The organism is Vibrio sp. 10N.261.54.E10, assembly GCF_002877735.2.
In the GTDB taxonomy this organism is placed as follows: domain Bacteria; phylum Pseudomonadota; class Gammaproteobacteria; order Enterobacterales; family Vibrionaceae; genus Vibrio; species Vibrio crassostreae_C.
Map to the genome: position 1 here is coordinate 1,738,097 of NZ_MCXE02000001.1, position 21,682 is coordinate 1,759,778.

A 21,682-nucleotide genomic window follows, 5' to 3' on the forward strand; every position below is an offset into this window, starting at 1 on the left:
CAGCTCGCTTCTTCATCAATGATGTTTTTCGTCTAACAAATCGTCTTTGGCAGCCATCAAGTATTGTGCCATTGACCAGTAAGTAAGAACGGTGGCGACATACAGTGCAATGTAACCTACCCACACCATCCAGTCGTCGTATCTCCAGATAAGTACCCAAAGAGCGAACATCTGAGAAACCGTTTTGACTTTACCAACCCAAGATACCGCAACACTTGCGCGTTTACCGATTTCAGCCATCCATTCACGAAGCGCTGAAATGATGATCTCACGAGCAATCATGGTCACGGCTGGAATAGTTATCCAAATAGAGTGGTAATGCTCTGTAATCAGGATAAGAGCCGTAGCGACCAACACTTTGTCAGCCACAGGGTCAATGAAGGCACCGAAGCGAGACGTTTGCCCTAACTTACGAGCTAGCATGCCATCTAGCCAATCAGTGAAACCGGCTACCCAAAACACCATCGCAGCAGCGAAAGGAGCCCATTGATAAGGTAGATAGAAAACGACAACGAATACTGGGATCAAAAATAGTCTCAGTAAGGACAAAATGTTAGGTATATTCAAACGCATATTATTGGGCTCTTATTAATTGCGCTTTAATGGTGCGGGATTTTTACTATTGTTTCAATGCTTGATAAATGTTTTCTGCCAAAGAATGACTAATGCCCGGCACTTTGGCTATTTCTTCGACAGTTGCACGCTTAAGTTCTTGTAAGCCACCCATATATTTCAGCAAAGCTTGACGACGTTTAGGTCCTACCCCTTCAATTCCTTCCAAAGCACTGGTTCTGCGCGTTTTACCACGTTTCGCCCTGTGCCCTGCAATCGCATGATTATGGCTCTCATCACGAATGTGCTGGATAAGATGCAGCGCTGGTGCATCGCTAGGTAAATTAAACTCTTCACCTTCAAGGGTTACCAAAGTTTCTAAACCCGGTTTACGCGTCACGCCTTTCGCAATACCCATCATTCTTGGTCTAAACGGCCAATCACCCCAATATTGAGAAATGATCTCATGAGCGCGGTTTAGCTGACCTTTACCACCATCGATAAAGATGATGTCTGGGATCTTGTCGACATCGAGTTGCTTCGAATAACGTCTCTCAAGCGCCTGAGCCATCGCTGCATAATCATCGCCACCTGTAATGCCGGTGATGTTGTAACGACGGTACTCTGGTTTAACCGGGCCTTCTTGATTGAACACCACACACGACGCAATCGTGCTTTCACCCATGGTATGACTGATATCAAAACATTCCATGCGCTTGATAGCATCCATCGACAGCACTTCTTGGAGCTCTTTGAAGCGCTGATTAATCGTCATCTTGTGATTAATCTTGGTGGTAATAGCCGTCAATGCATTGGTATTAGACAATTTAAGGTAACGACCTCGAGTACCTGAAGGGTTGGTATTGAAGTGAATCTTACGACCCGCTACTTCACACAAGGCTTCTTGAATCGGTGTGACATCTTCCATCAAATCGGCATTGAGAATCAAACGGGTTGGGATGGTTCTCGCTTCACTATGCGCAAGATAGTATTGGCTTAAAAAGCTCGAAAAGACCTCTTCTCGCACCGTATTGTTGGGAATTTTAGGGAAATGGCTTCTACTGCCTAAAACCTTGCCTTGGCGAATCATCAAGATATGAATACACGCTACGCCATTCTCTTGAGCAAATCCCAACACGTCCATATCTTCCATTGAATCGTCAGATACGTATTGTTGTTCTTGCACACGTCGAATCGCTTGGATTTGATCACGGAAAGCGGCAGCTTGTTCAAAACGAAGCTCACGGCTTGCCTTGTCCATTTTGTCGATGAGCGTCTCAAGGACTAATTTGTCTTTCCCTTGCAGGAACAGACGAACGTAGTCGATAAGTTCACTGTACTCTTCATCAGAGATGATTGAGCTAACACATGGCGCAGCACAACGACCAATCTGATACATCAAACACGGGCGCGTTCTATTGGCATAAACCGTATCTTCACACTGGCGGGCAGGGAAAATCTTTTGGATTAGGTGTAGCGTCTCACGCACAGCGCCGGAATCAGGGTAAGGACCAAAGTATTCGCCCTTTTTCGTCTTAGCACCACGGTGCATCGACAAACGAGGATGCTTGTGACCGCTAATAAAAATATAAGGGTACGACTTATCATCACGCAAAAGTACGTTGTATTTAGGCAAGTACTGCTTGATGTAGTTGTGCTCAAGAATGAGCGCTTCTGTTTCCGTGTGCGTTACAGTGACATCGATCTTGTCAATATTACTAACTAGAGCGCGTGTTTTTTCACTGTCGACTTTTTTACGGAAATAACTGGAAAGGCGTTTTTTGAGGTTCTTAGCTTTACCGACGTAAATAACGGCAGCCTCGGCGTTATACATTCGATAAACGCCGGGCTGCTCTGTTACTGTCTTGAGGAATGAGACTGAGTCAAACAAGTTGGTCACTATACGATCTCAGTGTTAAAGGGTCTCAGTGTCTAACATTCCATGTCTAATCGCTAAATGCGTCAGCTCTACATCGCCACTGATATCCAGCTTACTGAACAAGCGGTAGCGGTAACTGTTGACTGTTTTAGGACTTAGATTGAGTTGTTCTGAAATATCCGTCACTTTCTGACCTTTGGTAATCATCATCATGATTTGAAGTTCACGTTCAGATAAGTCTGCGAATGGATTTTCAGACGCAGGCGAGAATTGGCTCAAAGCCATCTGCTGCGCAATTTCTGGTGAAATGTATCGTTGGCCACTATTAACCACTCGAATTGCATTTACCATTTCATCCGGACCTGCCCCTTTAGTAAGGTAACCCGCAGCCCCAGCTTGCATCACTTTAGTCGGAAATGGATTTTCCGTATGAACCGTTAAAACGATAATTTTAATATCAGGATTGAAACGTAAAATTTTCTTGGTTGCTTCTAAGCCACCAATACCTGGCATATTCATATCCATCAAAATAACGTCAATATTATTAGTACGACACCATTTGACAGCATTTTCACCGCTTTCAGCTTCCCCTGCTACGTTCATTCCACGGACGTCTTCAATAATACGTCGTATCCCTGTGCGAACCAGCTCGTGATCATCTACAAGGAAAACATTTATCAAACTTGTATCTCCACACTATTAATTGGCTCTGCAACCACTGTGTCATTTCATCTGTTTGAAACAATTGAACAAAGGAACAGTGGATCGCAGCATTGAGTACATCTTAACTTAATTACTAAAAAAAAGCTCTGTTGAATATGTGCTGAAACACGAACTTTAGCAAGTACTTATTAACAAATAAGCTAACTAAAACAACAAGCTTTTTCTAAAAATCAACCAGTTAAAACAACACCCAATAAAATTACATAAGATAAAGATATTTTCAATACCATTGAATAACCATTCGCGACAATTTCACTTATTTGCTTATAGAGTCCCGTTATTTGCCTCTACTAACTAGAATTTAGTTAGTATTTTTACTGCCTTTTGTGCGCAGAGGGTCGCTAGATGGTAGTATTCGATTCCCCATTTCAATAGGTTACTACATTGGATATTCAGCAAGGCTTTGTACTCACAAGACAAGCAAGAGATTTTTCAGGGCGCACACAAATCGACTTGTGGTTAAGCACCCCTCAAGGCCCTACTCTGCTGACGATTCAAAATGAAAAACCGGTATTTTTTGTCGCTCAATCTGACGTTGAGGCATGTCAGGCAATCGCAGCGAAAGAGTCGATCGATTGCCAATTTAAGCCTCTAGAATTAGCCACATTCGAGCAAACACCTCTCGCCGCGTGTTACACCTCACTGTCGAGAAGCAGCTTTGGTTTAGCGCAAGCCTTTCACAACGAAGAAATCCAAACCTTTGAAAGCGATATTCGACTCGCCGATCGATTCTTGATGGAACGTTTTATCAAGGGAAGTATTGAGTTCACCGGATCTGCTGTGCAAAAAAATCAGCATCGTCGAGTCTCAAACGCAAAATGCCGAGCAGGTGATTACTTACCCAGTCTATCTGTGGTCTCGCTTGATATTGAGTGTTCGGAAAAAGGCGTGCTTTATTCAATTGGCCTAGACAGCCCGATGGACAGCCAAGTAATCATGGTCGGCGAAGCACAACAAGCTGAAACCAATATCCAATGGGTTGCCAACGAGAAAGCGCTACTTGAAGCCATGATAGCTTGGTTCTCTGAATTTGATCCTGACATCATCATTGGCTGGAATGTTATCGACTTCGATTTTAGGCTGCTGCACAAACGTTCAGAATGGAACGAAGTGAAGCTCAACATCGGCAGAGACAACCAACCGAGCTTTTTCCGCAGTTCTGCTCAAAATCAGCAAGGTTTTATCACGATTCCGGGGCGCGTTGTCTTGGATGGTATTGATATGCTCAAGACAGCGACCTACCACTTCCGTTCTTGGTCTCTTGAGTCGGTATCGCAAGAGCTGCTTGGGGAAGGCAAAGACATCCATAACGTTCATGACCGTATGGATGAGATAAACCGAATGTTTGAGTTCGATAAACCCTCACTCGCTAAGTACAACCTTCAAGACTGCGTACTGGTAAACAGCATCTTCGAGCACACTCACCTACTCGACTTCGCGATTGAGCGCTCTCGATTAACCGGTGTTGAGCTGGATCGCGTTGGTGGCTCTGTTGCGGCCTTTACTAACTTATATCTGCCTCAAATCCACAGAGCGGGTTATGTCGCACCGAACTTAGAGCCAGAGAATTGGATTGCGAGCCCCGGCGGTTATGTGATGGATTCAATTCCCAATCTGTACGACTCGGTTTTGGTACTCGATTTTAAGAGCCTGTATCCATCGATCATTCGCTCGTTTCTGATTGACCCTATGGGACTAATTGAAGGGTTGAAGCTTGAACTAGGCCCAGCAGAAAACCAAGCCGTTGATGGCTTTCGAGGTGGGCAATTCCACCGCTCTAAACACTTCTTGCCCGAGATGATCGAAAACCTTTGGGCTGCACGTGATGTGGCGAAGAAGAACAACGAGAAAGCGTTCTCTCAGGCGATTAAGATCATCATGAACTCATTCTATGGTGTGTTAGGTTCGTCTGGTTGTCGTTTCTTCGATACCCGGTTAGCGTCTTCAATTACCATGCGTGGACATGAGATCATGAAGCAAACCAAGGTTCTGATCGAAGACAAAGGCTATCAAGTGATTTACGGCGATACCGATTCAACCTTCGTGTCTCTGAACGGCAGTTATGATCAGCAAAAAGCAGACGAGATCGGGAACACACTGGTCGCTTACATCAACGATTGGTGGACGAATCACTTAAAAGAGACCCACAACCTAACCTCAATACTCGAATTGGAATACGAGACTCACTATCGCAAGTTTCTAATGCCGACCATTAGAGGTTCAGAAACCGGCTCGAAGAAACGTTATGCCGGATTAATCACTCAAGGCGATAAAGAAAAGATCATATTTAAAGGGCTTGAGAGTGCACGCACCGATTGGACACCTCTCGCACAGCAATTCCAACAAACCTTGTATGAGATGGTGTTTCACGATCAAGATCCAACCGACTACGTCAGACAGTTTGTTGATGAAACCTCTGCTGGCAAACATGATGATTTATTGGTGTATCAAAAGCGCTTACGCCGCAAATTACATGAATACCAAAAGAACATTCCGCCGCAGGTTCGCGCAGCTCGTATGGCCGATGAGATCAATGCTCAGTTAGGGCGCCCTCTTCAATACCAAAATAAAGGACGCATTGAGTATTTGATTACTCTGAGTGGCCCTGAGCCCAAGGAGTATTTAAAGAGTGGTATCGATTATCAGCACTATATCGACAAGCAGATTAAACCGGTCGCAGAGGCAATACTGCCCTTCATCGGTTTAGACTTTGAAAGAGTTAGTGGGCAGCAGTTGGGTTTGTTCTAGCACTATATTCAATATGCTCTTAAAACGAAAAAAGCAGAGATATGTTCTTCAGCACACTCTGCTTTTTAGTATCAATGGATCGGTTATAAATCTCTATCCGATTCTGAACTCGGTTTTCTGATACTGCTTAATCAACCACTCACCAAAGCCATCAAGAATACCGATCACCGAACGTTTAGGGATTGGTCGACCAGAAAGTAAAATGCCCAACCTTTGGATTTCGACTTCTCGATCTGGGTGATACTTCAAGAACTGTTGGCCACATTCAACAGGATCATCGTACCAATATTTATCGCGGTACATCACCAGTGAGTAACTCGCCCGTAGAAGCTTCTTGGCAATAATCACCTGCGCAGCGACTTGTTGTTCTGGCGTTGTCGCTCGTGCGATCTTGTTGCGATACACCGCCAACCAGTTTTCCGCATCCATATTCCAGTGCTTAGCGATTTCCCAACTTGTTTCAAAATCACCATAGCAGTCTGATAAGTCTTCACCATGCACACACACGGCTAAATGCTTGAGCATAAAACCCCAAGTGAAGATATTGTCGAAATCGACTATCTCACTCACTAAGGTAGTTTTTATCGCCACTTGAGTTACCTGCGGGAAGCTCTTTTGGAAACGCCATTTGATGGTGTTCAACAAAGTGGTTCGTTGGTCAGGAAACGGTCGATGGGTCACCACAACCACATCTAGATTGGAGCGACCGAAGACGGCTTGCTTACGAGCCACACTGCCATAAATATAAATACTGTGCAGATTAGATCCTAACCCACCTTTTAGAAAGGTAATCAGATCGTTAACCACAGGTTGAAATTCAGGTTGAAAAGGCTGTGTTGGGTCAATAACGGGTAGCTGCATAGGTCGTTTCGGTAAATAAAATAATGATTTAACTATAACTCTATGATCGCCTAGGTGACTTTATGATTCAAGCTATTCCTATTTATAGCATCTCCGAGATATAATCAGCGGATAGACCCACTAAGGACAAACACAAAATGCCTAGAGCAAGTGAAATTAAAAAAGGTTTTGCTATCACAGTAGAAAGCAAAACAGTGATCGTTAAAGATATCGAAGTAACAACACCAGGCGGCCGTGGCGGCCAAAAGATTTACCGCTTCCGTGGTAACGATGTAGCAACTGGCGTTAAAACTGAAGTTCGCCACAAGGCTGACGAAATTGTTGAAACTATTGACGTAACTAAGCGTGCAGTAATGTTCTCTTACGTTGATGGCAACGAGTACATCTTCATGGACAACGAAGATTACACACAATTCATCTTCAACGGTGAGACTATCGAAGACGAACTACTGTTCATCAACGAAGAAACTCAAGGCATGTACGCGATCCTTATCGACGGCAACGCTGCAACGCTTGAGCTACCAACATCTGTTGAACTAGTTATCGAAGAGACTGATCCTTCAATCAAAGGTGCATCAGCGTCTGCTCGTACTAAGCCTGCTCGTCTTTCTACAGGTCTTACTATTCAAGTACCTGAATACATCGCGACTGGCGACAAAGTAGTAGTAAACACTGCTGAACGTAAATACATGAACCGCGCAAGCTAAGATACTTATTATGACCGAAGCTAACGACCTAATGTCTTATGACGACGCAATTGACACTGCATACGACATCTTCCTAGAGATGGCACCTGACAACCTAGAGCCTGCAGACGTGATTCTTTTCACTGCTCAGTTTGAAGATCGTGGCGCAGCAGAGCTTGTTGAAACTGGCGATGATTGGGTTGAACATGTTGGCTTTGAAGTCGACAAAGAGATCTACGCTGAAGTGCGCATTGGTCTTGTGAATGAAGCTGATGACGTTCTAGACGACGTATTTGCTCGCATGTTAATCAGCCGTGATCCAGAACATAAGTTCTGTCACATGCTGTGGAAACGCGACTAATACCGCTGTTGACGCTCATCTGCATGAGTAAACAAGTATTCATGTAAGCGAGTTAAAAGTTAGCCGAGCCCATTGCTCGGCTATTTTTATCACGCTATTTTCCATCGTGATTCATCACTTTCATCATCAACGTTAGATTCACTGATTATGACCAAAGCAAAAACAGACACACAATCAAAAGGCTATGCCTGCATTGGCCTAGTTAACCCAAAGACGCCAGAAAACGTAGGCTCAGTGATGCGAGCAGCTGGCTGCTACGGCGCCAACTCTGTGTTTTACACTGGCACACGCTACGACCATGCGCGAAAATTCCATACCGATACCAAAGAAAAGCACTTAGCCCTGCCTTTGATTGGTGTTGAAGAGCTGAAAGATATTATTCCAGTAGGCTGCGTGCCGGTTGCTGTTGATCTGATTGAAGGTGCTAAGCCTCTACCTGATTACAAGCACCCACCACGTGCGTTTTACATTTTTGGCCCAGAAGATGGCACGCTAAAGAAAGAAATCACAGATTTCTGTCGTGAGACGATTTACGTTCCGACCAACGGCTGTATGAATCTAGCGGCATCAGTGAATGTTGTGCTTTACGACCGACTGGCGAAAGGCGATAACTTTTCGAATCATAAGTAAAAGAAACGAGATACGAGATAAGAGATGCGAAAAGCTCGCTTACTGTCACTTATGGCAGCATGTTTTCGATACTCGGTTACTCGCATCCCGCATCTGCTATTTCTCCAGACGTAAAAAAACCTGCTCAATGAGCAGGTTTTTAGTATTCAGTGCTTTCAGCTAATGAAGCTTTACGCGTAAGAAATTACGTAATTACTGACGTGTTCTTGGCTTAGCTGGTTTAGCCGGACGACCGTTGTTCAGTTTAGGCTTACTTTTGTTAGCCTGAGGTTTACCTTTGTTTGCAGCTGGAGCGCTACGACCTGAATCAGGTGTTGTAGTACCGCGAGTTGCAGGCTTCTTACGCTTAGTTTGGTTGCTACGGCCTTTTGGTGCGTTTGCACGCTCTTCGTGACGTTTAACAGCACGACGAATTTTTTGGCTACGAGAACGCTCACGCTTACGAGAAGTGTTTGAAGGATCAAGATCCAACAGTGTCTCTTTCTCAGGCTTAAGCTCAACAAGCTCACGCAGGTAGTTAACTTCTTGAAGATCTAGCTCTTTCCAACCGCCACGAGGCAGTTTCTTATCAAGGTAGATATCACCGTAACGTACACGTTTCAGGCGGCTTACTGTCGTTTCTTGAGATTCCCAAAGACGACGAACTTCACGGTTACGACCTTCGTTAATCGCTACGTAGAAAGTATGGTTCATACCTTCACCACCAGCGTAAACAACATCTTCAAAACGAGCCATGCCGTCTTCTAGTTGTACACCACGAGTAACGTTTTTAACTTTTTGCTCAGTCACTTCACCGAATACACGTACTAGGTACTCACGCTCAACCTGACGGCTTGGGTGCATTAGACGGTTTGCAAGCTCACCATCAGTAGTGAAAAGCAAAAGGCCTGATGTGTTTGCATCAAGACGACCAACTGAAATCCAACGAGAACCACGGATCTTAGGTAGACGATCGAAAACAGTACGGCGGCCTTCAGGGTCGTGACGAGTACAAAGCTCACCTTCAGGTTTGTAGTAAGCAAGTACACGACAAACCACTTCTTCAGAAGCCTTGCCTGAAACAGTATGGCCATCGATACGGATCACTGAGTTCTCGTCTTCAAGACGCTCGCCCAGTTTCGCAACTTGACCGTTAACACTTACACGACCAGATTTGATTAAACCTTCTAGTTCACGACGAGAACCGTGACCAGCTCGCGCTAAAACCTTCTGTAATTTTTCGCTCATTTACTCTTTTCTACCTAATTGTCGTCTTCACAGACGTCGAATGAATTTTTCACGACCAAATCGCGGTCGCGTATTATCGCAAATAACCTGCCAAAAAGCACTTGTTATTTACTGTGGCAGGTTTGCTGTATCGTTACAGACTGTTAATCAGTAAAGCGATTATTCAAACGGCGCAGGATCGCCAGCACCACGACGTAGAACCACGGCATCATCGTCACTGAAGTCAATAACGGTCGTCGGTTGCTCACCTAAGTAACCGCCATTCAAAATCACATCAACCGCATGCTCTAGGCTGTCACGAATTTCTTCTGGATCCGACTCTGTAGTCTCGTTACCCGGAAGAATCAGAGACGTCGACATCAGTGGTTCGCCCATCGCTTCCAACAGGTCGAGTGCAATCTTGTTGTCTGGGACACGAATACCAATCGTTTTACGCTTGGCGTTCATCAAACGCTTTGGCACTTCTTTAGTTGCTTTAAAGATAAACGTGTAAGCACCTGGCGTGTGTGCTTTCAGCAGACGGAAAGCCACGTTATCAACGCGTGCATACAGTGATAACTCAGAAAGATCACGGCATAACAAGGTGAAATTGTGCTTGTCATCGATGCGACGAATTTTACAGATACGTTCAAGTGCTTGTTTGTTTTCAAGCTGACAGCCCAGCGCATAACCGGAATCTGTTGGATAAACCACAACGCCGCCATTGCGAATAATCGCAACCGCTTGAGTAATTAAGCGTGCTTGTGGGTTATCTGGGTGTACATAAAAAAACTGGCTCATTGTTGATCCTCGTTATCGAATCTCTCGACTCTATCATCAGAAGGAGCTGGCTCACCTAAAGACTATTCAGATGGTGAAACCGTTTGAAACTCCCAATCTTTCCATACTTCTTCGACCCCAGAAGGTAGCCAGAGATTGCGTCCAAGTTCCATCCACGGAGATGGGTAATGGAAATCACTGCCTTGGGAGGCTAATAGTTTGTATTGTATAGCATAATCCGCGAGTGTGCGTCTTTCTTGTTGCGCTTGCTGAGGTTGAGCTACTTCCATCGCATCCCCTTTCGCTTCAACAAATGCCGCTAGCAGGCGCTTAACCCACTTGGCTGTAAGTCCATATCGCCCAGGGTGAGCGAGTACGGCTTGTCCACCAGCAGCATGAATAGCCGTGACAGCATCACTCATTGAACACCAAGTTGGCGGCACATAACCTGGGTTATTACGAGTAAGAAACTTTTTAAACACCTGCTGCATAGTTTTCGCATAGCCATTGTCGACTAGCCACTTAGCAAAGTGAGCGCGAGTGATTGGTGCATCACCCGCAATCAATTTAACTTCTTCTAACACCCCTTCACGAGTCGCTTTCTCAAGACGGTGAGCGATCATCTCAGCACGCCCAATACGGTGTTGCTTCTGTTGTTCAATGAGCGCTTTGAGTTCTGGTGACTCAGGATCAACGTTTAACCCAACAATATGGATATCTTTGTTTTGCCAAACAGTCGAAATCTCAATGCCGTTTATCAACTGAATAGGAAGGTTGTTATCCGCAATGTAGCTGCGTGCTTCAGCAAGCCCATCAGTCGTGTCATGATCTGTAATCGCTAGCGCTTCGATGTTAAAGCCAAGCGCTCGGTCAATTAGCTCAGGTGGAGTAAGTCGGCCATCTGAGGCTGTTGTATGACTATGTAGATCAATTCTCATATATTCTTTTTCATTGTTTTCAATTTTTATCGTTATATTTGTGTCAACACACTTGACCCGCAAGCAGAAAACTAGTTAACTAGTACACAAATACGAAGTATCACATTTGATAGGTTCACCATGTTACAAGAATTTAACCAAAACCATAAAGATAAAGTTTTAGAACTTTCTTCAGTAGAAGCAAGTTCAGAGCTTAATTGGTGGCGCACTTGGACAAGTTCTTGGTGGGCTAACGTGTACTTCTAATTAAACAGTTTGTTTATAAAAAAGTTATCACTAAGCCCGCTTTAATAGCGGGCTTTTTAATTTGTCGAACATCTCACATTCAACTGACTAACAAATCATCGAATTGACCATATTCTAGATTGGGTGAAAGGTATCTTTATGCGACTATGTACGGCAGGAAATTTAAAGAATCATAAAGGAGGTCTTGTGAACAAGGCCATTGAAATCAAAAAGCTGGGAACCATTGAGGTCATCAATTCCTCAGTTCCTTACTCGCAAGATCCAACCAGCGTTTTTCATACTTTGTGTGAAAACAAAACTGATAGTCTTTTGTTGGAATCTGCCGAGATTGAATCTAAACAGAACCTGACAAGCCTACTCCTTATCGACTCTGCTGTTCGCATCGTATGTCGCGGACATGAAGTAATCTTTCAAGCATTGACTGAAAACGGTCAAGCGCTTATCGAACATCTCACTCAAAACGTGAAAGCAGAAATTAAATCTGACCTTACTGATAACGTTTTGACGCTGACTTTTATCGAACCAAGCAACGAATTAGACGAAGACTCACGTTTAAGAGAAGCCTCTTCATTCGATGCACTGCGTTTGGTTCAGCACAGCTTTGAGCAAGACGCGGATAACAAACACGCATTATTCATGGCGGGCTTATTCGCTTACGACATCGTGGCAAACTTTGAGCCACTAGGTGATGCTGAAGCAACCAACAATTGTCCTGACTTTGTCTTCTATGTAGCTGAAACACTATTGCGTTTCGATCACCAAGAGAACGAAGGCCTACTTCACGCGAGCTTATTTGCTCAAGATGACAACATCAAAGCGCAATTAACTGACCGTCTAGCCGACATTCAAACTCAGTGTCAGTCCCTGAAAGCCATCACTGAAGTAACGCCGTTAGACAACGTTGAAGCTGTACCTAGCGTTTCAGATGAAGACTTCTGCCAAACGGTTCGTGATTTAAAAGAGTACGTAGTTAAAGGCGATGTATTCCAAGTGGTACCTTCACGCCGCTTCACTCTACCTTGCCCTGCCCCACTGGCGGCTTATAAAGAACTCAAACAAAGCAACCCAAGCCCTTACATGTTCTACATGCAAGACGAGCTGTTTACTCTGTTCGGTGCATCTCCAGAAAGCGCGCTGAAATACGAGATAGAAACCAACCAAATCGAGATCTACCCGATTGCTGGTACTCGTCGTCGTGGTAAGCGCCCTGACGGTCAAATCGATTTCGACCTAGACAGCCGTATCGAGCTTGAACTGCGTACCGACAAGAAAGAAAACGCCGAGCACATGATGCTAGTTGACCTAGCGCGTAACGATGTGGCACGTATTGCCGAAGCTGGCACTCGCCACGTAGCAGACTTACTGAAAGTAGACCGCTACAGCCATGTAATGCACTTGGTTTCTCGTGTTGTTGGTCAGCTCCGTGAAGACTTAGATGCTCTACACGCTTACCAAGCTTGTATGAACATGGGTACGCTAACGGGCGCACCAAAAATCCGCGCAATGCAGCTTATTCGTGACGTAGAAAAAACGCGTCGTGGTAGCTACGGTGGTGCAGTCGGTTATCTAACCGGTGAAGGGACTCTAGATACTTGTATCGTAATTCGCTCTGCTTACGTTGAAGATGGCGTAGCACAAGTACAAGCAGGCGCTGGGGTCGTATTTGACTCAGACCCACAAGCAGAAGCCGATGAAACTCGCGGCAAGGCACAAGCGGTTATCTCAGCGATTCAAGCTGCACACACTAAAAGCGCTGCAGTAAATCAGAACACATCAAACAAGAAGGAGTCGTAATCATGGCTGATATTGTATTCATCGATAACTTCGACTCATTCACTTACAACCTTGTAGACCAGTTTCGTTCATTAGGTCACAGCGTAAAGATTTACCGTAACAACATTCCGGCAAAGGTTGTTGAAGCTGCGATCAACGAACTAGACAACCCTGTTGCACTGCTTTCACCAGGCCCTGGCGCTCCAGCAGATGCGGGCTGTATGCCAGAGCTGATTCAGCTTCTAAAAGGTAAAGTGCCAATGATTGGTATTTGCTTAGGCCACCAAGCGATTGTTGAAGCCTATGGCGGCACCGTTGCAGGCGCTGGCGAAATCATTCATGGTAAGGTGTCGATGATGGAACACCAAAACCATGCGACTTACCAAGGCTTACCTTCGCCATTGGCTATCGCTCGCTACCACTCTTTAGTGGCAACGCATGTATCTGATAGCCTAACGGTGACCGCTGAAGTAGATGATTTGGTGATGTCTGTGGTTCAAGAACAAGACAAGGTGTGTGGATTCCAATTCCACCCTGAATCAATTATGACGACCTACGGTGCAACGCTTCTAGCAAACGCTATCGAATGGGCTCTTGAGAAAAAGACGATATAGGAAACGATCATGGAACAGATTAATAAACTTTACGAACAGCAGTCTCTTACTCAAGAAGAAAGCCAACAGTTATTTGATGTGATCATCAAGGGTGAACTAGACCCAATCTTGATGGCTTCTGCGCTAACTGCACTGAAAATCAAAGGCGAAACGCCCGATGAAATTGCAGGCGCAGCAAAAGCACTACTTGCGAATGCAAACCCGTTCCCGCGCCCTGATTACGATTTCGCAGACATCGTAGGTACAGGTGGCGACGGTCACAACACCATCAATATCTCGACGACTTCTGCATTTGTTGCCGCAGCGTGTGGCTTAAAAGTCGCGAAGCACGGTAACCGCAGCGTATCGAGCAAATCAGGCTCTTCTGACCTACTGGATTCGTTCGGTATTAACCTAGCGATGACAGCAGAAGACACTCGTACTGCAGTCGACGAGCTTGGCGTAGCATTCCTATTTGCTCCGCAATATCACGTCGGTGTACGTCACGCGATGCCTGTTCGTCAGACGATGAAAACGCGCACTATCTTCAACATCCTTGGTCCACTGATTAACCCTGCTCGCCCTAATATCGAGTTAATGGGTGTTTACAGCAAAGAGCTCGTCCGCCCTATCGCGGAAACCATGCTGCAAATGGGTATGAAGCGTGCTGCCGTTGTGCATGGTAGTGGCCTCGATGAAGTGGCTATTCATGGCGAGACAATCGTTGCTGAAATTAAAGATGGCAAAATTCACGAGTACACAGTGACACCGGCAGACTTTGGCCTGAACACTCACCCTCTTGAAGCAATCAAGGGCGGCGAGCCAGAAGAGAACAAAGCCATCACAACCGATATCCTGACGGGTAAAGGCACTGATGCTCAAGTTGGCGCAGTGGCAGTCAACGTTGCTCTACTGATGCGTCTGTTTGGTCACGAAGACCTAAAAGCCAACGCACAGCAAGCAATTGACGCGATGAACTCTGGCAAAGCATACGAGCTTGTACAAAAGCTTGCTGCACACGCCTAACGAACGACGAATCGAGACAAAGAACATGACACAGACTACCGATAAACTGTCGACCCACGTTTCAGTCAAAGAAGCTGAAATGGCGGAAGTATTAGCAAAAATCGTTCGTGATAAATACCAATGGGTTGAAGCACGTAAGCAGACTCAACCATTAGACGAGTTTAAAGCGTCACTAACTGCAACAGACCGCAGCTTTTATGACGCTCTGAGCGGAGAACAAACGGTTTTCATCACTGAATGTAAAAAGGCCTCTCCGTCAAAAGGTTTAATCCGTGACGAGTTTGACCTCGACTACATTGCTTCTGTTTACAACAACCACGCAAACGCGATTTCTGTGCTGACAGACGAGAAGTACTTCCAAGGTGACTTTGAGTTTTTACCTAAAGTTCGCAGCATTGCTAAGCAGCCTATCCTGTGTAAAGACTTCATGGTTGATACCTACCAAGTGTATCTAGCTCGTCATTACTCAGCTGATGCTATCTTGTTAATGCTATCGGTATTAGATGACGAAGAGTACAAAGCGCTGGCGGAAGTCGCTCACTCACTCAACATGGGTGTATTGACCGAAGTCAGCAACGAAGGAGAGCTTCACCGTGCAGTCGCTCTAAACGCTAAGGTGATCGGCATTAACAACCGTAATCTTCGTGACCTTTCGACTGATTTGAACCGTACTAAAGAGTTGGCGCCGCTGATTCGCGAACTGGCTCCAAACGCAGTTGTGATTTCAGAGTCTGGCATCTACACACATCAACAAGTTCGTGACCTTTCAACGTTTGCAGATGGCTTCCTAATCGGTAGCTCTCTAATGGCAGAGAAGAACCTCGAGCTTGCGGTACGCAAAGTAACACTGGGTGAAAACAAGGTGTGTGGTTTAACTCACTCTGACGATGCAGCAAAGGCTTATCAAGCTGGTGCGGTATTCGGTGGTCTGATATTCGTTGAAGCATCTAAGCGTCATGTGGATATCGAAGCGGCTCGTTTGACTATGAGCGGCGCACCTTTGAACTACGTGGGTGTGTTCCAAAACCACAGCGTTACTGACGTTGCGAAAACGGTTTCTGAGCTAGGCCTGTTCGCTGTGCAATTGCACGGTGATGAGTCTCAAGCGTTTGTCGATGAGCTAAAACAGTCACTACCTGAAAGCGTTGAGATTTGGAAAGCTTACGGTGTTTCTCCCGATGCTGAGAGCTCGCTACCAGAATTACTGGAAAGCAACGTGACTCGTCACCTGCTAGATACTAAAGTGGGTTCTCAAACTGGTGGCACAGGCCAAGTGTTCGATTGGAACCTAATCAACAACCAAAGCGCAATCATGTTGGCGGGAGGCCTAAACCCAGAAAATGCTAACCAAGCCGCTAAGTTGGGTTGCTTAGGATTAGACCTAAACTCTGGCGTTGAATCCGCTCCAGGAAAAAAAGACGCAGACAAACTGCAACGTGCTTTTGCAGCGATTCGCAATTACTAGTCCAAACTCGGCGCTAGAAATTAGAAAGCAGAAACTAAAAACATATTTGTGAGCTTTGCCTTTTGCGAAGCTCAAACAAGATTAAATGACTTGGTGTGAATACACATCAGTAGAATTGAAGGAATAACACAATGGCTAAACTCGATGCCTACTTTGGTGAATACGGTGGTCAATACGTACCGCAGATCCTAGTGCCAGCACTAGACCAACTTGAACAAGCATTTATCGATGCACAAGCCGATCCTGAGTTCCGCAGCGAATTCATGACGCTTCTTCAAGAGTACGCTGGTCGTCCAACGGCGCTAACGCTAGCACGCAACCTAACAAAAGGTACAAAAACCAAACTGTACCTAAAGCGTGAAGATCTACTTCACGGCGGTGCTCACAAGACAAACCAAGTTCTTGGTCAGGCATTGCTAGCAAAACGTATGGGTAAGCAGGAAATCATCGCTGAAACTGGGGCAGGCCAACACGGTGTGGCAACGGCTCTAGCGTGTGCTCTACTAGGTCTTAAGTGTCGTGTATACATGGGTGCAAAAGACGTTGAACGTCAAAGCCCGAACGTGTTCCGTATGAAGCTAATGGGCGCAGAGGTTATCCCTGTTCATTCTGGCTCTTCAACGCTAAAAGATGCATGTAACGAAGCGCTACGTGACTGGTCGGCAACTTATGAAGACGCGCACTACCTATTGGGTACTGCAGCGGGCCCTCACCCATTCCCAACGATTGTTCGTGATTTCCAACGCATGATTGGTGAAGAAACGAAGAACCAAATTCTAGCTCGTGAAGGTCGCCTTCCTGATGCAGTTATCGCGTGTGTCGGCGGTGGTTCAAACGCTATCGGTATGTTCGCGGATTTCATTGAAGAAGAGTCTGTACGCCTAATCGGTGTAGAGCCTGCTGGTAAAGGTATTGATACCGACCAACACGGCGCGCCGCTTAAACACGGTAAAACTGGTATCTTCTTCGGTATGAAAGCACCACTGATGCAAGATGAGAATGGTCAAGTAGAAGAGTCTTACTCTGTATCTGCGGGTCTAGACTTCCCATCAGTTGGCCCTCAACACGCGCACCTAAATGCTATTGGCCGTGCTGAATACGACAACGTAACCGATGACGAAGCACTAGAAGCTTTCCAAGCTATCGCACGTAACGAAGGTATTATCGCAGCGCTAGAGTCATCTCATGCTTTGGCTCATGCTGTTAAAATGGCTCACGATGACCCAGAGAAAGAACAGCTATTAGTGGTTAATCTATCTGGTCGTGGTGATAAAGACATCTTCTCTGTACACGACATTCTTAAAGAGAAAGGAGCATTATAATGGATCGCTATCAATCACTCTTCACTCGCTTAGCTGAAAAGAATCAGGGCGCATTTGTACCGTTCGTAACGGTTGGCGATCCTAACCCTCAGCAGTCTCTTAAGATCATGGAAACACTCGTTGAAGCGGGTGCTGATGCACTTGAACTTGGTATTCCATTCTCAGATCCGCTTGCAGATGGCCCGACAATCCAAGGCGCAAATATTCGCGCGTTAGATTCAAAAGTAACGCCAGATGTGTGTTTTGATCTTATTGGTCAAATTCGTGCTAAATACCCAGATCTGCCAATCGGCCTACTGATGTACGCAAACTTGGTGTACGCACGTGGTATCGAGAACTTCTACGAGCGTTGTGCGAATGCAGGTATCGATTCAGTATTGATTGCTGATGTACCAACCAACGAGAGTGGCGAGTTTGTTGCTGCAGCTAAGAAGTTTGGTATTCACCCAATCTTTATTGCTCCACCAACAGCAAGTGATGAGACGCTTCAATCGGTTTCTGAGCTAGGTGGTGGTTACACTTACCTACTTTCTCGTGCTGGCGTAACGGGTGCAGAAACCAAAGCAAACATGCCTGTGACAGCCCTACTTGACCGTTTGAACAAGTTTGATGCGCCACCAGCACTGCTTGGTTTCGGTATCTCTGCTCCTGAGCAAGTAAAAGAAGCCATCGAAGCTGGCGCTGCTGGTGCTATCTCTGGCTCTGCGGTTGTGAAAATCATTGAAAACAACTTTGAACAACCAGAAGCAATGCTTAAAGCACTTGCTGAGTTTGTTACGCCAATGAAAGCGGCAACGCAAAAATAATAAATAGGCTCCCACTAGTGCGATAATTTGCGCTGTGGGAGTTTTTCTCCCAGAACACGTCCAAACCCTCTCAATTGTTAAATTTCTGATAAAAACAACGCCTCATACAAACCTGTAGCGCATCTATAATACCCCACCAAAACATCACTACTATTTATAAAATAATGACAAATCAAAAAGCAATCGTTTGCTTTGGTGTGAAAAATCATCAAATGACATTTGATTACTGCTTTTTGGTGTTCTTTCATCTCTGCTCATATTGATAAATGTAAAGGATACGTGTAAAACTTCTCGCGAAATATTAATCCAATGGTACATCGTACATTGGTGAGTAGTTCTGGGATTTTTATATTTAGTAGCACAGAGGTTATGGAAGTGTTAAAAGAAAAGAGTTTACTAAGCAACATCGGCGTTCAAGTCGTTATTGCAATGATCATCGGTACCCTAGTCGGTGCGATGATGGGTGACAGCGCAACTATGTTCGCTCCACTGGGTGCTATCTTCATCAATTTGATCAAGATGCTGGTTATCCCTCTAGTCGCGGTTGCCCTAATTTCAGGTGCTGCTGGTCTAGGCAACAGCTCATCGGCTGGTAAAGTCGGTGTAACAACACTGGGTTACTTTGCACTAACGTCTGCACTTGCTGTAGCACTAGCGCTAGTAATGGGTGAAATATTCGAACCAGGTCGTGGTATCGATGTTTCTGGCGTTGAAGGCATGTTCTCTTCTGAATATGCTGCGAAAGGCGAACTTCCAACATTCTGGGCAACCATCACGGGCATGATCCCGACCAACGTTTTCCAATCACTGAATGAAGCAAACATTCTTCAAATTCTAGTTTTCTGCTTATTCTTCGGTATTGCGATTTCTAAACAAGCGAAAGAGAAACGTGACCCTATCATCAATGGCGTAAACGCGATTGTTGACGCAATGGTTTGGATGATCAACAAAGTTATGATCATTGCACCACTTGGCGTATTCGGCCTAATGGCAGAAGCTGTGGGTACATTCGGTTTTGGCGCACTTATGGTTGTGTTCAAACTGTTCGTTGTTTACATCGCTGCGATCCTAATCTTCGGCTTTGTTGCTTACCCGCTAATGATTCAAATCTTCACTAAGACTTCAGCTAAGAAGTTCCTAGTAGCAATGAAGAAGCCTCAAGCGGTTGCACTATCAACAGCATCTTCAATGGCGACACTGCCAGTAACAATGGAAACGGTAGAGAAAGAACTTGGCGTTCGTAACTCTACGGCTTCATTCGTTCTGCCTCTTGGTGCGACGATCAACATGTCTGGTAACGCAATTTACTACGGCCTAGTTGCTATCTTCTTCGCACAGCTGTTCAACATCGACCTGTCTATGGGTGCTTACGTTGCTATCATCGTAACGTCTACCCTAGGCGCAGTTGGTCAAGCAGGTGTTCCTGGTCCCTCTTTCCTAGTGGTTGCGGTTCTTCTAGCGGCTGGTATCCCTATCGAAGGTCTACCTCTGTTGTTCGCTCTAGACCGTATCTTCGACATGATCCGTACTGCTCTGAACATCACTGGTGATGCAGCATGTGCAGTCATCGTTGATTCTCTAATCGAAGACGAAGCGAAAGAAACTGAGCTACAAAAACAGCAAGCGTAATATTAAGCTTCAGTTTTGATTAAAAAAACCGCCTTCATATAGGCTAATGCCGTTCACTTAAGAGTGAACGGCATTTTTGTTCTTAGCATACCGTTGTGGTCTGGGTTTAACTCTTCTAGGGAATGTCCTTTCCCTTCGCCCTTCAAGTATTAAGCTTTCAGCCATGTTGTGGAACCCCTTTAGCTGACGAGGTATTGCGCCTGGTGTTGAATAAGGTAAGCCTACAAGTAACGCTGATACATGAGCTAACGTGCCGTTAAAACTCAGTTGATAAGGAAGGTAATTTCCCTTTAAATTGAAGCAGAGCTCGACCATCTGATATCGGATTAAATTGTAAGTAAGCAAGATGCCCCATAACTCCTGCTTGACCAGCTCTGGTAAACGACTTCGCAGCGTAAGACGGTTTCCAAGCATGTATTGTTTTTGCTCTCGGTAGCCCAGCTCTATTTCCCAACGATGCTCATAAAGGCCTGCAATATCTTTTGATGGGTAACGCAGGGAGTCCGTCATGGAGGTTAATATTTGGTAGTCTTTTCCTTTAATTTTACGAGTGACAAGTCGAGCGGTTATCGACTTTGGTAAATCAGGCCATAGCTTTCTAGCTCTTGGATTACTGTGTAATTGAACAAGTTTGTCATTTCGCCCTAAAGATTGAACAATGTCATATTGTGTATTTTTCTTGAGGGGGATAAGCCAATGGCGCTCTGAGCCAGAGTCTTGCCATTTATGTAATAAACCTAAAGAATAGAACCCCTTATCGAACATTGTTACGCTATGGTTTGGTGTTGTTTCTATCAGTTTTTCAGCTAATATCATTTCGTTTGTATTGTAATTATCAAATGCACTGGCCGTAATAATGTGACTGCTTAGTTCCATTTGGCAGACCATTCTCACTTGCGGATATTGCGTCCCTTTTTGTCGAGAAAATGCTTTTTCATTTTGCGGGTTATCGGGCGTTCGCCAAACAACGCCATCGACGCCAAGCAGCGTTAATCCATTCCATTGGGGTAACTTTGCACTGTTTAACCATGACGTAGTCATTCGCTCAAAGACCGCTTTAATTGCGTCTTCACCCAACGTCTTTCGACGTTGAGTTAACGCACTCGGTGCGACAAAAGCTTTACCTGTACGGTCGACAATATCAAGTTGGTTCACTAAATCTTTCATGGATTTACTGTTATAGATAGCCATTCCAACAAGCAGCCACACCATGGATTCTAAAGTTAATTTCCTCTTTCTCATCGTGACAGTATCAGTAAGAGAATAGGCTTCGTCGATGAGTTCAATTGGAAGCAAGTCAGACAAAGTCTCAACGCTGCTAGGTTTCCAATCATTAATTATGTTTAGAGCTTGAGAAACATCCATAAAAAAATCCAAGTGCATTAAATACACTTGGATTTTGACAGCTCTGAAGGATCCTTCAACCGATCGCTTTGGCTTTAACTGATCGGCATTACC

The 21,682-nt window shown here is 45.1% G+C and carries 20 protein-coding genes and 1 other annotated feature; of the genes, 12 read left to right on the plus strand and 8 right to left on the minus strand.

Annotated features, from left to right (window positions below; all coding sequences use genetic code 11):
- Positions 1-15: 15 nt before the first annotated feature.
- From pgsA to uvrY, 3 genes are read right to left on the minus strand one after another with little or no spacing between them, the layout of a single operon-like run.
- A complete protein-coding gene (pgsA, locus tag BCU07_RS07555; protein WP_017061490.1) occupies positions 16-573 on the minus strand; it encodes a CDP-diacylglycerol--glycerol-3-phosphate 3-phosphatidyltransferase in 558 nt (185 codons plus the stop codon).
- 46 nt (positions 574-619) lie between these two features.
- Complete coding sequence (gene uvrC, locus BCU07_RS07560) at positions 620-2,452, minus strand: excinuclease ABC subunit UvrC (RefSeq protein WP_102429055.1); 1,833 nt, start codon at positions 2,450-2,452, stop codon at positions 620-622.
- A gap of 15 nt (positions 2,453-2,467) precedes the next feature.
- The gene (uvrY, locus tag BCU07_RS07565) at positions 2,468-3,112 is read right to left on the minus strand and encodes a UvrY/SirA/GacA family response regulator transcription factor (RefSeq protein ID WP_102333647.1); all 645 of its coding nucleotides are present in this window, start codon (positions 3,110-3,112) and stop codon (positions 2,468-2,470) included.
- Positions 3,113-3,538: 426 nt separating this feature from the next.
- Between uvrY and BCU07_RS07570 the strand changes: the two genes are divergently transcribed.
- Complete coding sequence (locus tag BCU07_RS07570) at positions 3,539-5,902, plus strand: DNA polymerase II (RefSeq protein WP_102429054.1); 2,364 nt, start codon at positions 3,539-3,541, stop codon at positions 5,900-5,902.
- A 93-nt stretch (positions 5,903-5,995) separates the two neighbouring features.
- On the opposite strand, the gene BCU07_RS07575 is transcribed toward BCU07_RS07570, so the two are convergent.
- Entirely contained in the window at positions 5,996-6,763 is a 768-nt protein-coding gene (locus BCU07_RS07575; RefSeq protein ID WP_017061494.1) for a hypothetical protein, read from the minus strand.
- A gap of 137 nt (positions 6,764-6,900) precedes the next feature.
- Between BCU07_RS07575 and yeiP the strand changes: the two genes are divergently transcribed.
- The 3 genes from yeiP to BCU07_RS07590 all read left to right on the plus strand — a co-directional run bounded on the left by yeiP (position 6,901) and on the right by BCU07_RS07590 (position 8,440).
- Positions 6,901-7,470 carry an elongation factor P-like protein YeiP gene (gene yeiP / locus BCU07_RS07580; protein ID WP_017055115.1) on the plus strand — a complete coding sequence of 190 codons (570 nt, stop codon included), beginning with the start codon at positions 6,901-6,903 and terminating at the stop codon, positions 7,468-7,470.
- Between the two features lie 10 nt (positions 7,471-7,480).
- Positions 7,481-7,810, plus strand: a complete 330-nt coding sequence (locus tag BCU07_RS07585) for an HI1450 family dsDNA-mimic protein (protein ID WP_004741258.1) — start codon at positions 7,481-7,483, stop codon at positions 7,808-7,810.
- A gap of 147 nt (positions 7,811-7,957) precedes the next feature.
- A complete protein-coding gene (locus BCU07_RS07590) occupies positions 7,958-8,440 on the plus strand; it encodes an RNA methyltransferase (RefSeq protein ID WP_017061495.1) in 483 nt (160 codons plus the stop codon).
- Between the two features lie 192 nt (positions 8,441-8,632).
- Here the strand turns inward: BCU07_RS07590 and rluB are convergent, their stop codons facing one another.
- From rluB to rnm, 3 genes are all read right to left on the minus strand, one after another.
- Positions 8,633-9,667, minus strand: coding sequence for a 23S rRNA pseudouridine(2605) synthase RluB (gene rluB / locus BCU07_RS07595; RefSeq protein ID WP_017055112.1), 1,035 nt, complete (start codon positions 9,665-9,667; stop codon positions 8,633-8,635).
- A gap of 159 nt (positions 9,668-9,826) precedes the next feature.
- The gene (locus BCU07_RS07600) at positions 9,827-10,447 is read right to left on the minus strand and encodes an L-threonylcarbamoyladenylate synthase (protein WP_009848751.1); all 621 of its coding nucleotides are present in this window, start codon (positions 10,445-10,447) and stop codon (positions 9,827-9,829) included.
- Positions 10,448-10,509: 62 nt separating this feature from the next.
- Positions 10,510-11,364 carry an RNase RNM gene (gene rnm, locus BCU07_RS07605; protein ID WP_017061496.1) on the minus strand — a complete coding sequence of 285 codons (855 nt, stop codon included), beginning with the start codon at positions 11,362-11,364 and terminating at the stop codon, positions 10,510-10,512.
- 120 nt (positions 11,365-11,484) lie between these two features.
- On the opposite strand from rnm, the gene BCU07_RS07610 reads away from it, so the two are divergent.
- From BCU07_RS07610 to BCU07_RS07645, 8 genes are all read left to right on the plus strand, one after another.
- Positions 11,485-11,610 (plus strand): trp operon leader peptide, encoded by a 126-nt coding sequence (locus tag BCU07_RS07610; protein ID WP_009848753.1) that lies wholly within the window; start codon positions 11,485-11,487, stop codon positions 11,608-11,610.
- Positions 11,557-11,671: a sequence feature (Trp leader region), on the plus strand. Its footprint overlaps the gene before it by 54 nt.
- Before the next feature lie 125 nt (positions 11,672-11,796).
- Positions 11,797-13,404 carry an anthranilate synthase component 1 gene (locus BCU07_RS07615; RefSeq protein ID WP_102429053.1) on the plus strand — a complete coding sequence of 536 codons (1,608 nt, stop codon included), beginning with the start codon at positions 11,797-11,799 and terminating at the stop codon, positions 13,402-13,404.
- A 2-nt stretch (positions 13,405-13,406) separates the two neighbouring features.
- On the plus strand, positions 13,407-13,997 hold the full coding sequence (locus BCU07_RS07620) for an aminodeoxychorismate/anthranilate synthase component II (RefSeq protein WP_010438041.1): 591 nt from the start codon (positions 13,407-13,409) through the stop codon (positions 13,995-13,997).
- A gap of 9 nt (positions 13,998-14,006) precedes the next feature.
- Positions 14,007-15,002, plus strand: a complete 996-nt coding sequence (trpD, locus tag BCU07_RS07625; RefSeq protein WP_102332468.1) for an anthranilate phosphoribosyltransferase — start codon at positions 14,007-14,009, stop codon at positions 15,000-15,002.
- Between the two features lie 25 nt (positions 15,003-15,027).
- A complete protein-coding gene (gene trpCF, locus BCU07_RS07630) occupies positions 15,028-16,467 on the plus strand; it encodes a bifunctional indole-3-glycerol-phosphate synthase TrpC/phosphoribosylanthranilate isomerase TrpF (protein WP_102429052.1) in 1,440 nt (479 codons plus the stop codon).
- A 131-nt stretch (positions 16,468-16,598) separates the two neighbouring features.
- Entirely contained in the window at positions 16,599-17,789 is a 1,191-nt protein-coding gene (trpB, locus tag BCU07_RS07635) for a tryptophan synthase subunit beta (RefSeq protein ID WP_102429051.1), read from the plus strand.
- Positions 17,789-18,595, plus strand: coding sequence for a tryptophan synthase subunit alpha (gene trpA, locus BCU07_RS07640; protein WP_102429050.1), 807 nt, complete (start codon positions 17,789-17,791; stop codon positions 18,593-18,595). Before trpB ends, trpA begins: the two co-directional genes overlap by 1 nt.
- Before the next feature lie 309 nt (positions 18,596-18,904).
- Positions 18,905-20,224: a dicarboxylate/amino acid:cation symporter gene (locus tag BCU07_RS07645; RefSeq protein WP_372050086.1), complete on the plus strand. Its 1,320-nt coding sequence runs from the start codon at positions 18,905-18,907 to the stop codon at positions 20,222-20,224.
- A gap of 57 nt (positions 20,225-20,281) precedes the next feature.
- Here the strand turns inward: BCU07_RS07645 and BCU07_RS07650 are convergent, their stop codons facing one another.
- Entirely contained in the window at positions 20,282-21,589 is a 1,308-nt protein-coding gene (locus tag BCU07_RS07650; RefSeq protein ID WP_413286086.1) for an IS4 family transposase, read from the minus strand.
- Between the last annotated feature and the right edge of the window lie 93 nt (positions 21,590-21,682).

Bases quoted from the DNA above. Each gene is read 5' to 3' on its own strand.
- pgsA (WP_017061490.1), bottom strand. From the start codon at position 573: ATGCGTTTGAATATACCTAACATTTTGTCCTTACTGAGACTATTTTTG.
- BCU07_RS07575 (WP_017061494.1), bottom strand. From the start codon at position 6,763: ATGCAGCTACCCGTTATTGACCCAACACAGCCTTTTCAACCTGAATTT.
- yeiP (WP_017055115.1), top strand. From the start codon at position 6,901: ATGCCTAGAGCAAGTGAAATTAAAAAAGGTTTTGCTATCACAGTAGAA.
- BCU07_RS07585 (WP_004741258.1), top strand. From the start codon at position 7,481: ATGACCGAAGCTAACGACCTAATGTCTTATGACGACGCAATTGACACT.
- BCU07_RS07590 (WP_017061495.1), top strand. From the start codon at position 7,958: ATGACCAAAGCAAAAACAGACACACAATCAAAAGGCTATGCCTGCATT.
- rluB (WP_017055112.1), bottom strand. From the start codon at position 9,667: ATGAGCGAAAAATTACAGAAGGTTTTAGCGCGAGCTGGTCACGGTTCT.
- BCU07_RS07600 (WP_009848751.1), bottom strand. From the start codon at position 10,447: ATGAGCCAGTTTTTTTATGTACACCCAGATAACCCACAAGCACGCTTA.
- rnm (WP_017061496.1), bottom strand. From the start codon at position 11,364: ATGAGAATTGATCTACATAGTCATACAACAGCCTCAGATGGCCGACTT.
- BCU07_RS07610 (WP_009848753.1), top strand. From the start codon at position 11,485: ATGTTACAAGAATTTAACCAAAACCATAAAGATAAAGTTTTAGAACTT.
- BCU07_RS07620 (WP_010438041.1), top strand. From the start codon at position 13,407: ATGGCTGATATTGTATTCATCGATAACTTCGACTCATTCACTTACAAC.
- trpD (WP_102332468.1), top strand. From the start codon at position 14,007: ATGGAACAGATTAATAAACTTTACGAACAGCAGTCTCTTACTCAAGAA.
- trpCF (WP_102429052.1), top strand. From the start codon at position 15,028: ATGACACAGACTACCGATAAACTGTCGACCCACGTTTCAGTCAAAGAA.
- trpB (WP_102429051.1), top strand. From the start codon at position 16,599: ATGGCTAAACTCGATGCCTACTTTGGTGAATACGGTGGTCAATACGTA.
- trpA (WP_102429050.1), top strand. From the start codon at position 17,789: ATGGATCGCTATCAATCACTCTTCACTCGCTTAGCTGAAAAGAATCAG.
- BCU07_RS07645 (WP_372050086.1), top strand. From the start codon at position 18,905: ATGGTACATCGTACATTGGTGAGTAGTTCTGGGATTTTTATATTTAGT.
- BCU07_RS07650 (WP_413286086.1), bottom strand. From the start codon at position 21,589: ATGGATGTTTCTCAAGCTCTAAACATAATTAATGATTGGAAACCTAGC.